This is a genomic window from Streptomyces sp. Edi4 (assembly GCF_040253615.1).
GTDB lineage: Bacteria > Actinomycetota > Actinomycetes > Streptomycetales > Streptomycetaceae > Streptomyces.
Genome location: NZ_JBEJGY010000004.1, coordinates 7,041,961 through 7,053,900, shown reverse-complemented (window position 1 = coordinate 7,053,900; position 11,940 = coordinate 7,041,961). Strand labels below are relative to the sequence as shown.

Genomic DNA, 11,940 nt, shown 5'->3' with positions numbered 1-11,940 from the left:
GGATCCCCCGGTTACTTGGTGCGGGCGTTCGACTGGGCTTCGGGTGCGTGGAGCTGGAGCATGCGCTGGGCCCTCAGCACGAAGGGCGGGGCCAGCACACGGTCCTTGTCGACCGCGAAGCCGTACGGTGTGGAGTGGTAGTCCTCGACCACGCTGCGGAATTCGGCGAGGGCGTCCGGGCCGACGGTGAACGTCTCGGCGATGACGTCGACCTGCCGGGGATGGATGGCCGCCTTGCCGGTGAAACCGGCGTCGCGGGCCGCCCGGCACTGCGCGGCCACGACATCGAGGTCGTGGAGCTCGAAGGAGTTGGTGTCGATGGCGGGCACCTGGTGCCTGGCCGCGGCGGCGCACAGCCGGGCCCGGGCGTGATCGAGGTAGAAGGCGTTCTCGGCGTACAGGTCCGCGGTCAGGTCCGCCTGTCCGAAGCACAGGCCGTCGCTCACCGAGGCGATCTCCAGGGCGTTCTCGACGGAGTCGACGCTCTCGATGAAGCTGCATATCTCGGGTGGGTTGGAGGTGTGGGACAGCAGCGAGCGGTAGATCATCACGTCGCCCGGGCCGGAGATCTTCGGGATGAAGACCACGTCGAGGGGGATGCCGCCGATGCGGGCGTCCATCGCGATCACTGCCCGCAGGTCCTCCAGGCCGTCGGGCGTCGCCAGGGTGTTCACCCGCAAACCGAGCGCGGGAATGCCGGAGCCGGTGAGGTCCGTGCTCGCCATCAGCGCGCGTGCCTCGGCCTTCCTGCCCGGATGGATGGAGTCCTCGAGGTCCAGGACCAGCATGTCGGCGCGGACCTTGCCGGGCCGGGCGACCGACGCGAGCAGCAGCGCCGGGGTGTACAGCAAGCTTGCGTAGGACTTCATCGCGCGCCTTCTCTCCCGAACAGCAGATTCATCTTCTGAAGTGAGAAATCCTCGTAGCGGATCGGCTCGTACTTGGGGGCGCGGTCCGCGGCGAACTTGGGGAAGCACTCGATGACGGTGTCGTCGTTGGCCAGCTTGAAGAACACGATGGACTGGCGCTGCCGGTCCGCCAGGCGCACCCGGTGGGGCGTCGAGACGTATTCGTCGTTGGACCAACGGGCCATCAGATCACCGATGTTGACGATGAAGCTGTCCCGTTCCTGGACGTCGATGTCCAGCCAGCGTCCCGCGCGGTCCTGGAGCTGGAGCCCGGGGCCGTCCTGGGTGAGCAGGGTGATCAGGGTGCCGTCGGTGTGCTGCCCCATGCCCTGGTCGTTCAGGAACTCCGGGGCGACTCCCGGGTAGAGATGGGAGCGCAGTGAGTCGTTGGAGGTGTTGGTCCGGGTGGCGAAGAAGGTGCGGGGCAGATCCAGGGCGAGGGCGAGCAGTTCGGCGATGTGACCCGCCACGCTCTCGCAGGCCGCGAAGTACGCCTTCAGACTGGCGCGCAGCCGCTGTCCCGACTCGTCCTTGGGGAAGGGGAGTTCTTCGTCGTCGTCGAGGATCAGCCGTCCGACGCTGAACTTCTCCACGTAGTCCGACGGCATGCCGGGCCTGCCGGTGTAGGCGTAGGCGTTCTCCGACAGCAGGGCGCTGTAGCCGTAGGGGCTGTAGTCGTTGTCGCCGCGCGCGGTCGAGGTGCGCATCGGCAGTTCGCGCTTGGCTTCGAGCGGGAGCTGGAAGAAGCGCAGCGAGGCGCTGTAGGCGTCGTCGAAGACCTCGCGGGCGATGCCGTGTCCGCGTACGACGAAGAAGCCGGTCTGCCGGCACGCCTGGGAGATCTCCTCCGCGGTCCTGCGCTCGTCGCGGTGGGCGGGGGCCAGGTCGATCACCGGAATCATGCGGCTGCTTCCTTGGTGGGGACGAGAATCGTCCGGTCGAATTCGATCACCGTCACGTCGTCCTGGTTGCGGCCCGTGGTGTGGACGGTCACGATGCCCTGGTCGGGGCGGGTGGCGGACTTCCGGCAGGAGACGATGCGGGTCGAGGCGTAGAGGGTGTCGCCCACGAAGACCGGAGCGGTCAGGCGCACGCTGTCCCAGCCGAGGTTGGCCACGCACTTGGAGCTGATGGTCGACACGGTCAGGCCGTTGACGATGCCGAAGGTGACCAGGCTGGAGACGACGATCTTGCCGAAGCCGCTCTGCTCGGCCCAGACCGCGTCGATGTGCAGCGGGTGCTGGTTGAGGCAGAGCAGCGAGCTCCACACGTTGTCGGTCATGGTGATCGTCCGGCCGGGACGGTGTTCGACGATCTCGCCGGGGACGTAGTCCTCGTAGACCATTCCGCTGTCTTCGCGGTAGATGCCGGGACCGACCGCGAGAAACGAGTTGTTCTTCACCGTTCTCCTTCGTGCAGGCCCGCGCGGCGCAGCGCGGAACGGGCCGATCTGTGGGCCGCGTCCGCGGCGGTGGCTGCCTGGCCGAGTCCCCAGACGGTGCGCCCCTCGAAGTCCAGGGCGATGAAGCAGGTGGCTCGCGCGCCGGCCCGTGCGGCGTCGCCGGTGGGGCGCGGCGGGGTGAAGGCGACGCCGTGCCGCGCGGCGAGCTGGGCCAGGACCTCATCGGCGTCGGCGCCGCCGGGCAGCGCGGGCGCGTCGTCGAGGCCGTACGTGTCCAGGAGCAGCCGCCAGATCTCGGCCCCTTCGAGTTCACGGCCCAGGGCGTCGGTGGTGGCCTGGACCACGGCCGCGAAGTCCCGGCGCAGTTCGACGGGGAGGTCCACGCCCCAGCCCGCCTTGAGCACATAGGCGATACCGCCCTTGCCCGACTGGCCGTTGACGCGGATGATCGCCTCGTAGTCGCGCCCGACGTCCTTGGGGTCGATGGGCAGATAGGGGACCTGCCAGGGCATCTCCTCCACGGTCCTGCCCTCCTGGGCGGCCCGCGCGTCCAGCGCGGCCAGGCCCTTGGCGATGGCGTCCTGGTGGGTGCCGGAGAACGCCGTGTACACGAGGTCGCCGGCGTAGGGGTGGCGCGGGTGGACGGGCAGCCGGTTGCACTCCTCGACGACCGCGCGGACCGCGTCGATGTCGCCGAGTTCGAGCTCGGGGTCGACGCCGCTGCTGAACATATTGAGCGCGAGCGTCACCAGGTCGACGTTCCCGGTGCGTTCGCCGTTGCCGAACAGCGTGCCCTCGACCCGGTCCGCGCCGGCGAGCAGCGCCAGTTCGGCCGACGCGACGGCGGTACCCCGGTCGTTGTGCGGATGCACCGACAGGATGATCGCCTCGCGCCGGTCGAGGTTGCGGTGCATCCACTCCACCTGGTCGGCGAAGACCTGGGGGCCGTGGGTCTCCACGGTGGTCGGCAGGTTGAGGATGAGCGGGCGCTCCGTCGTGGCGTCGACCACCTCGGCGACCCGGCCCGCGATCTCCAGGGCGAGCTCCGGCTCGGTCAGGTTGAAGGTCTCGGGCGAGTACTCGAACCGGATGTCGGTGCCGGGCTCCCGTTCCGCGAGCCGCACCATGTGCTCCGCGCCGTCCACGGCCATCCGCACGACCTCGTCGGCCGTCAGGCCGAACACGACCTCGCGCCACAGACAGGCCGTCGCATGGCACAAATGCACCACCGCGCGGTCCGCCCCCCTAATCGCCTCGAAGGTCCGCTCGATCAGTTCCGCGCGAGCCGGTGTGAATACCGAGACCGTCACATCGTCCGGAATTGCGTCCTTGACGATCAGCTCCCGTACGAAATCAAAATCGTGCGCGCTCGCCGCAGGATATCCAATTTCTATGTCTTTGAATCCTGTCGCGGTGAGCAGATCGAACATCCGCCGTTTGCGGTGGGTGTCCATGGGATCGGCAAGAGCCTGATTCCCGTCCCGCAGGTCCACCGAAGCCCACAGCGGGGCCCGGTCGAGCGCCTTGTCGGGCCACCGCCGCGACCAGCCGACAGTCGGGGACACGGAGTCCCGCGCATACCGGTGGAACGGCATGGATGACGGATGTTGTGCGGCTGTCCAAGAATCTCGATGAAAGGACAATGGTGATCCCCCTCGCACTTCCGTGCTGCACCTTTCGCGTTCTCAGCGCTTCGAGACTAGGGAGCGCCGGACCCGGCGGGGAAGTAGACCGTCCTCTATACCTGACCCTGGAATCGGGCTATTCGGACACCGGGGCCGGACCGACCGGTTCCACGGTTGACGCCTCCGGTTTGACCACTAGGATTTCGCAGTATTGCCCGGCATCTATTCACCGCCTCACGCGAAATGGCAGGCCATGGCCGAATCGACCAGCTTCGACAAACGCGCCCCGGACACCGTGGGCGCTCCTGTGCGCCCCGGCCGGGTCCTGGCCGTGGCCTGCCTGGCGCACGGGATGATCGTCGTCGACACCAGCATCGTCCACGTCGCGATCCCCACCATCCGCGACCACCTCCACGCGAGCCTGCCGGCGATGCAGTTCGTCGTCACCTCGTACGTGGTGGTCATCGCCGGCCTGATGCTCGCCGGAGCGGCGGCCGTGGGGCGCCACGGCGCGGTGCGGATGCTGCGCCTTGGGGTCGCGCTGTTCGGGCTCGCCTCCGTGCTGTGCGCGCTGGCCCCCAACAGCGCCGTGCTCGTGGCCCTGCGGGCGGCGCAGGGAGTGGGCGCGGTCCTGGTCATGCCCGCCGCCCTGGTGATGCTGACCGAGACCTACCGGGACACCGGGCAGCGCGCCAAGGCCATATCCATCTGGTCGATGGTGGCCGGCAGCCCGGTCGCCTTCGGGCCCACGCTCGGTGGCGCCCTGGTGGAGACGGTGGGCTGGCGGAGCATCTTCTGGATCAATGTGCCCTTTGTCCTGCTCGTGCTGTGGCTCTCCAGGCGGCACATGCCCCGGGGCGAGCGGCCGGCCGCCGCCCGTGAACCGCAGGACGTGCCCGGCCAGTTGCTCTCCATCGTCTTCCTCGGCGGCCTCGCGCTGGCCCTCGCCGAGGGCCAGGACCTGGGCTGGAGCCGCCCCCTGCCGGTGGTGGCCTCGGTGACGGCGCTGGCCGCGCTGGCCGCGTTCGTCGTCCGCCAGCGCCGGTACGCGCACCCCATGATCCCGGCGGACCTCTTCCGCGCCCCGGGGTTTCGCAGCTATGTCACGGTCGGCCTGCTGCTCTTCGTCGGCTACAACGGCCTGATCTTCACCCTCAGCGTCTTCCTCCAGCAGGTGCGGGGCTACGACCCGGTCACCGTCGGGCTCTGCCTGCTGTCGTCCGCCGTGCCGATCACCTTCATGCCCCTGCTCGCGGGCCGCTTCGCCGCCAAGTACGGGGCCCGCGCGGTGCTGGGCGCCGGGGTCGCGTTCTCGTTGCTCGGCGGGGTGGCACTCGTGCTCGTCGGCGGCCACGCCCCGCTCGGCACCTGTCTGGGTCTGGTGTTCATCGGCCTCGGCTTCGGCCTGGTGACGGTGCCTCAGATCACGCTGACCATGGCGGCGGCGCCCGGACACCGCTCGGCCATCGCATCCGGGCTGCTCTCGGCCGGCCGCTCGACCGGATCGCTGGTCGGGATCTCGCTGCTGGCCGGCCTCCAGTCGGGCGCGGGCATCACCGGCCCCGCGCTCGCGCTCGTCGCCGTCTACGCCCTGATGGGTCTCGCCGCCGCGCTCGGCGCCCGGAAGCTGCCCGCCGAGGCGTAGGGGGTGTCTGGTGGACCATGGCCGGGGGTGCGGCGTCCGGCACGGCACCTCACGGCGTTGCCGAATCGCCCCGGCAGCTCCGCCATCGAGACGCTCCGGCGCCTTGCGATGCACCGCACCAGACGCCGCCCTGACCGACCCTGACCGACCCTGATCCACCGGACACCCCCCGGCCGCGCGCCGGCTGCCCGCCCGGACACCTCCCACCGCACGTTTCCACCACCGGAGCACTCATGTCAGAGCACAAGGCAGGCCATGACGTCGCGTCCAGAATCGCCCAACTGCGCTTGAATGACGGCGAGTTCGTTCGGGCCGCGCCCTCCCCCGAGGTCGCCGGGGCCATCGCGGGACGCGCCACGCTGACCGGGGCCATCGCGGCGGCCATGGCCGGATACGGAGACCGGCCGGCCCTCGCCCGCCGCGCCCACCACGTCGTACGCGACCGGGCCACCGGGCGCGCCGTCCGTGAACTCCTGCCCGCCTACAAGGCGTTGACGTACACCGAGCTGTGGCAGCGGGTGGGCCGGATCGCGGCCGCCTGGCGCGAGGGCGCGACGGGAGTGCGGGCCCACGACTTCGTCGCAACCCTCGGCTTCACCGGTGTGGACTACGCCGTCATTGATCTGGCCTGCATGTATCTGGGGACCGTCTCGGTGCCGCTGGCCACGGGAGCGCCCGCCGCGCGTCTCGCCCCGGTCGTCGCCGAGACGTCGCCCCGGCTGCTCGCCGCCGACATCGGCTCGCTGGACGCCGCGGTCGGCGTGGTCCTCGCGTCGGACTCCATCGAGCGTCTGGTCGTCTTCGACTACGACCCGCTGGTGGACGAGGAACGCGAGGCGTTCGAGGCGGCCGCAAAGAAGCTGGCCGGGCGCGCCGAGGTGGCACCGCTGCACGAGGACCTGGCGCGCGGGGCCCTGCTGCCGCAAGCCCAACCGTACGAGAACGACGATCCCGACCGTCTGGTCGGCCTCATCTACACCTCCGGCAGCACGGGCACCCCCAAGGGCGCCATGTACACCTCCTCCATGATCACCAGGATGTGGCACAACGCGCGCGGCGGCCTCAACACCCCCGGCGGCAGCGGCAATCCGGTGATCGTGCTGCACTACATGCCCATGAGCCACGTCAACGGACGCTCCTGGCTGATCAACGGGCTCGCCTCCGGCGGCACCGGCTACTACACGGCCCGCAGCGACATGTCGACGCTGTTCGAGGACATCCGTCTCGCCCGTCCCACGGTGCTCAGTCTGGTGCCCAGGATCTGCGACATGGTGCACCAGCGGTACCTGCTGGAGGCGGACCGGCTCGGCCGCGCGGGCACCCCGCGCCCGGAGGCGGAGGCGGGCGCGGCCACGCTGGTGCGCGACGGGATGCTCGGCGGCCGGATCGTCTCCGCCCTGTGCGGCAGCGCACCGCTGTCCGACGGCATGCGTTCCTTCACCGCCTCACTCCTCGGCACCCCGGTCATCGACTGCTACGGGTCCACGGAGACGACCCGGGCCATCGTGGTCGACCAGGTGCTGCGCAACCCGCCGGTGACCGACCACCGCCTCGTCGACGTGCCCGAGCTCGGCTACTTCACCACCGACAAGCCCTACCCGCGCGGGGAGTTGAGGGTGAAGTCCGTCGGCCTCTTCCCCGGCTACTACCGCCAGCCGGAGGTCACCGCCCGCGCCTTCGACGAGGACGGCTACTACCGCACGGGCGACGTGTTCGCCGAGACGGCCCCGGGCCGCCTGGTCTACGTCGACCGCATCAACAACGTCCTGAAGCTCTCCCAGGGCGAGTTCGTGGCCGTCTCGGGACTCGAGGCGCTGTACTCCACCAGCGCGGACATCGCGCAGATCTATGTGTACGGAAGCAGCGAGCAGGCGTTTTTGCTGGCCGTGGTGGTCCCCGACGCGGGGCGCCTGGGGCACGTGGACGACGAGACCGTACGGGCGAGAGTGCTCGACTCGATACGGGAACTCGCGCACGGGGCGGGCCTGCACGCGTACGAGATCCCCCACGACGTCCTCGTCGAGCGCCGGCCCTTCAGCATCGCGAACGGTCTGCTGTCGGGCGTCGGCAAAGTGCTGCGGCCAGCCCTCAAAGAGCACTACGGGCCGCGTCTTGAGCGGATGTACGCCGACCTCGCGGCGGGGCGCGCGGGCCGGCTCGCCCAGCTGCGGGCCCGGGGCCATGACGTCACCCCGCTCGAAGCGGTCCTGGCCGCCGCGCAGATCACCCTCGGCTGCCCCTCGTCGCTGGTCCGGGCGGACGCCGCGTTCGCGGATCTGGGGGGCGACTCCCTGTCGGCGCACACCTTCGCCACGGTTCTCGAACAGATCGTCGGCCAGGAGGTGCCCATCCAGGCCGTCCTCGCGCCGGCCTCGACGCTGGCCCGCATCGCCCAGGGGCTCGGCGTCGCCCGGGAGCCCGGCGCCTCGGGCCCCACGTTCGCCTCCGTCCACGGCCAGGGCGCGCGCGAGGTGCGGGCCACCGATCTGACGCTCGACCGGTTCCTCGGGGAGCACGTGCTCACGGCCGAGCGGACGGCGCCGGATGCCTCGGCCCCCGTCCGCCGTGTCCTGATGACCGGGGCGACCGGCTATCTCGGACAGTTCCTCGCCGTCGAATGGCTGCGGCGCCTCGCCGGGAGTGGCGGGGAGCTGACCTGCCTCGCCCGGGCCGCCGACGACGCCGGCGCACGGGCGCGCGTGCTGGAGACCCTGCGCACGGCGGCGGGTGAGGACAGCGCGTGGTTCGAGGCCGCCGCCGCGCGGCACCTGCGGGTCCTCGCCTCGGACGTGTCGGCGCCGAGACTGGGCCTGGGCGTGGCCGACTGGGAGGCGCTGGCCGAGCAGACCGACCAGATCGTGCACGCCGCGGCGCTGGTCAACCACGTCCTTCCCTACCACCGCCTGTTCGTACCGAACGTCGCCGCGACGGCCACGCTCATCGAGCTGGCTCTCACCCGCACAATGAAGCGCTTCGCGCAGATCTCGACGGTGGCCGCCGCGATGCTGCCCGGCGGCCCGGTCCTCGACGAGCGCGCCGACATCCGAACGGCCTCGCCCCTACGGCAGTTGGACGAGTCCGACGCCAACGGGTACGCCACCAGCAAGTGGGCCGGGGAGGTACTGCTGCGCGAGGCACACGAGCGTACGGGCCTGCCGGTCACCGTGTTCCGGCCGGACATGATCCTGGCCCACAGCCGCCTGCCCGGCCGGCTGAACCTCACCGACCGCTTCACCCGTCTGCTCCTGAGCGTCCTCGCCACGGGCATGGCGCCGCGTTCGTTCTACCGGCCCGGCCCCGACGGCGCCCGCTCGCGGGCCCACTACAGCGGCCTGCCCGTCGACTTCACCGCCACCGCGATCACCGCTCTGACCCTGGACGCGCCGCGGGGGTACGTCACCTACAACACGGTCAACCCGCACGACGACGGCATCTCGCTCGACGCGTTCGTGGACTGGCTGACCGAGGCGGGGCACCCGATCGCCCGCTTCGAGGACCACACGCAGTGGCACATGCGCGCCCTGGCGGCCATGCGCGGCCTGCCCGAGCGTCAACGCGCCCTGTCCCTGCTGCCGTTGATGGACGCCTACGCCCGGCCTGGCGAGCCCAAGTCCGGCACCGACGCTCCGGCGGCCCGCTTCACCGAGGCGGTCGGCGCGCTGGGCGTCAACGAGGGGGCGGTGCCCTCTCTGTCGCCCGAGTTCATCGCCAAGTGCGTGCAGGATCTGCGCCTGCACGGCCTGCTCTGATTCCGGGGAGCCGGGCGCGAACGCCGCGCTACAGGCGCCGCCAGCGCGCGGAGGCGAAGGAGAAGACGCCGAAGAGAATCAGGCCGAGGGCCACGGCGAGCAGCAGCCAGGGGCCCATGGGGGTGTCCGCGAGGCTGCGCAGGGTCGCGTCCATGCCCTTGGCCTGGTTGGGATCGAAGCGGACGGCTGCCACCAGGACGAAGACCCCGGCGGCGGCGAACACGATGCCGCGCGCCGCGCCGCCGCCCACGCCGAGCGCGGTGACGGCCATCTTCGTACGGGAGTTCATCGTGGCGGTGTTCAGCTGGCGCAGAAAGCGCCGCATGGCGGCCCGCACGGCGAGGGTGAGGCCGACGCCGATCAGGACGCACCCCGCCGCGCCCACCAGGAACCGGCCGAAGGAGAGCCCCAGGGCGGTGGCCGTCCAGTCACGCGACTTGGCGTTGCCGTCCGAGCCCCCGCTGTCGCCGGTGGCGAAGGTGGCGGTGGCCCAGCAGACGGAGGCGTAGAAGACGGCCCGGCCGGCGTCCAGGACCCGTGAGCCGGCCTTGCGGCCGGGCCCTCTGGTGAGCACGGCGCGAGCCCCCCGCCACAGCGCCATGCATCCGAAGCCGACCACCAGCAGCCACAGCATCACCTTGCCGAAGGGCTGCGCCGCGACCTGGTTGAGGGCGCCCTGCCGGTCCGCCTGCCCCCCGCTGCCCAGGGCTATCCGGATGGCCAGCACACCGATGAGGACATAGACGACACCCCGGGCGACGAATCCCGCCCGCCCGGCGGCGCTCAGCGTCTCGCGCTGCGCGGAGCGCCGGGTGAACCTCCGGTTGACCGAGGCCAGGGCGCGACTCCCTGCTCCTGAGTGACGTGCGGGTGACGAGCTCACGATGCCCTCCTTCAGGCCCAACGCGCCGTGTGGCACGGCGCGTTGAGGCGAAACGGTCAGCCGGTACGGCGGTCACGGGGCGGGGGCGCACCCCGCGCGACGCGCGGACGACCGGCCCCGTGTGCACGTCGAGTGCCCCCACGGGCGGGCGTCAACCGGCCGTCAACTCGTCCGCCACCGCTGGTCGGGCAGGAACCGCACGTCGTAACGTCCGGGCACGGTCGCGAACTTCTCGGGTTCCGGCACAAGGGGCTCGGCCGGCAGCCCGTGCCCCGTGGTCGGGGCGCCGAGGGTTTCGAAGAACCGCTCGAAGGTGCCGCCCGGTCCGGCCGCGACGCCGACGAGCTGACTGTGGTGGCGCTCCATGCGGTAGGCGTGCGGACAGTTCCTTGGCACGAAGCCGAAGTCGCCCGGCGTGAGCAGTTTCTCCTGCTGAACGCCCTCGGTGTCCTCCACGAACAGCCGCACCGCGCCCTGGGTGACGTAGAAGACCTCGTGCGTATCGGGGTGCAGATGGGCGGGGATGAGGTCGCCCTTCGGGCCTTCGACCGTGAAGAAATTGAAGGCGTTGCCGGTCTGCTCACCGCCGGCGTAGATGGTGATCAGGTCGCCGAACAGATGGGCCCGGTCCCCCTCGCCCTTCTCGATGAAGTACGGCTTGCCCGGGTCAGCGGGTATGCGTGAGGCGGCCCGGTACCGGGTGGCGTACTCGATGGTCATGGCGTCTCCAAGGTCGACGGGTCCAATGTCAGGTAGCCTGACATTAAACCGGGCGCACGGGCAAGTGACGCCCCGGCCGTCAGCCATCCTCGTGAGGATCAGATGCACTCCACCCGCCACAGCCTCCCCCAGCTGCTCACCGAAGCCCGGCGCTGGTTCGAGGAGGGCCTGCTCACGGCGATGGAGGCGACAGGGGCCACCCCGGTGTCGCCGACCCAGGCCCAGCTCTTCGCCGTCCTCGACGAGGACGGCACGACCGTCTCGGAGCTGGCGCGACGCATGGGAGTCACGCGGCAGACCGCCCATCAGGCGGTACACGGCCTGGTCGACGCCGGACTGCTCGCCCAGTCCCCCGACCCGGACTCGGCCCGGCGCCGGCTCATCCGCCGCACCCCGCAGGGCGAACACGCACACCGCCGGGCCACGGCCGTTCTCGACCGCCTTGAGGAAGACCTCGCCGAACGCATCGGCCGGAACACGGTCGACGCGTTGCGCGCGGCTCTGGAGACCCCCTGGGGCGAACCCCCCACGCCGCGGCGCCCCGGGCATCCGGTCCGCCCGGCGCAGAAAACGCCGGAGACAGGATGACGTGCGCCCACAGCAGCTGAGAGAGTGCGGAAACACCCGGCTGGGCGCTGGGGACCGAGGTTCTTGGTCCCAGGTACGAGGCGAGGTCCTAGGTACGAGGCTAGGTCCCAGGTACGAGGCTAGGTCCGAGGTCCGGACACGGGTGTACGCGGTGACCGACCAGGGTCCGGGCATGCGGAAGGCCATCCTCTCCAGCGAGAGAATGGCCTCCGACCTGCTCAAAGCATGGTCGGGACGACAGGATTTGAACCTGCGACCCCTTGACCCCCAGTCAAGTGCGCTACCAAGCTGCGCCACGTCCCGATGCCCGTCTGACCTGGGGTTTCCCCCGGCCGTTCGTGCATGAGAACAATACCGCACTTCCCCGGGTGGTCACGAACCCCTTCGCCGAACGCCCCCCGACGCCCCCGGCGACCGCGC

At 70.7% G+C, this 11,940-nt stretch carries 9 protein-coding genes and 1 tRNA gene; 3 read left to right on the top strand and 7 right to left on the bottom strand.

Annotated elements, in window-relative coordinates; translation table 11 throughout:
- Nucleotides 1–11: 11 nt before the first annotated feature.
- From ABR738_RS33740 to ABR738_RS33725, 4 genes are read right to left on the bottom strand one after another with little or no spacing between them, the layout of a single operon-like run.
- Complete coding sequence (locus ABR738_RS33740; protein ID WP_350233727.1) at nucleotides 12–869, bottom strand: HpcH/HpaI aldolase/citrate lyase family protein; 858 nt, start codon at nucleotides 867–869, stop codon at nucleotides 12–14.
- Entirely contained in the window at nucleotides 866–1,810 is a 945-nt protein-coding gene (locus ABR738_RS33735; protein ID WP_350233726.1) for an isopenicillin N synthase family dioxygenase, read from the bottom strand. Before ABR738_RS33735 ends, ABR738_RS33740 begins: the two co-directional genes overlap by 4 nt.
- Nucleotides 1,807–2,253, bottom strand: coding sequence for a MaoC family dehydratase (locus ABR738_RS33730; RefSeq protein WP_350234862.1), 447 nt, complete (start codon nucleotides 2,251–2,253; stop codon nucleotides 1,807–1,809). Before ABR738_RS33730 ends, ABR738_RS33735 begins: the two co-directional genes overlap by 4 nt.
- Before the next feature lie 53 nt (nucleotides 2,254–2,306).
- Complete coding sequence (locus ABR738_RS33725) at nucleotides 2,307–3,905, bottom strand: 2-isopropylmalate synthase (RefSeq protein ID WP_350233725.1); 1,599 nt, start codon at nucleotides 3,903–3,905, stop codon at nucleotides 2,307–2,309.
- A 283-nt stretch (nucleotides 3,906–4,188) separates the two neighbouring features.
- Between ABR738_RS33725 and ABR738_RS33720 the strand changes: the two genes are divergently transcribed.
- Nucleotides 4,189–5,580, top strand: a complete 1,392-nt coding sequence (locus tag ABR738_RS33720) for an MFS transporter (protein ID WP_350233724.1) — start codon at nucleotides 4,189–4,191, stop codon at nucleotides 5,578–5,580.
- Between the two features lie 233 nt (nucleotides 5,581–5,813).
- Nucleotides 5,814–9,329 carry a carboxylic acid reductase gene (gene car, locus ABR738_RS33715; RefSeq protein ID WP_350233723.1) on the top strand — a complete coding sequence of 1,172 codons (3,516 nt, stop codon included), beginning with the start codon at nucleotides 5,814–5,816 and terminating at the stop codon, nucleotides 9,327–9,329.
- A 28-nt stretch (nucleotides 9,330–9,357) separates the two neighbouring features.
- On the opposite strand, the gene ABR738_RS33710 is transcribed toward car, so the two are convergent.
- Together ABR738_RS33710 and ABR738_RS33705 are read right to left on the bottom strand one after the other, a co-directional pair.
- Nucleotides 9,358–10,167 carry a DUF1206 domain-containing protein gene (locus tag ABR738_RS33710; RefSeq protein ID WP_502964259.1) on the bottom strand — a complete coding sequence of 270 codons (810 nt, stop codon included), beginning with the start codon at nucleotides 10,165–10,167 and terminating at the stop codon, nucleotides 9,358–9,360.
- A 207-nt stretch (nucleotides 10,168–10,374) separates the two neighbouring features.
- Nucleotides 10,375–10,932 carry a quercetin 2,3-dioxygenase gene (locus ABR738_RS33705; protein ID WP_350233722.1) on the bottom strand — a complete coding sequence of 186 codons (558 nt, stop codon included), beginning with the start codon at nucleotides 10,930–10,932 and terminating at the stop codon, nucleotides 10,375–10,377.
- A gap of 102 nt (nucleotides 10,933–11,034) precedes the next feature.
- Here ABR738_RS33705 and ABR738_RS33700 point away from each other — a divergent pair, with 102 nt between their 5' ends.
- Nucleotides 11,035–11,520 (top strand): MarR family winged helix-turn-helix transcriptional regulator, encoded by a 486-nt coding sequence (locus tag ABR738_RS33700; RefSeq protein WP_350233721.1) that lies wholly within the window; start codon nucleotides 11,035–11,037, stop codon nucleotides 11,518–11,520.
- Between the two features lie 226 nt (nucleotides 11,521–11,746).
- Here the strand turns inward: ABR738_RS33700 and ABR738_RS33695 are convergent.
- Nucleotides 11,747–11,823 (bottom strand) — tRNA-Pro (locus ABR738_RS33695).
- Nucleotides 11,824–11,940: the final 117 nt, after the last annotated feature.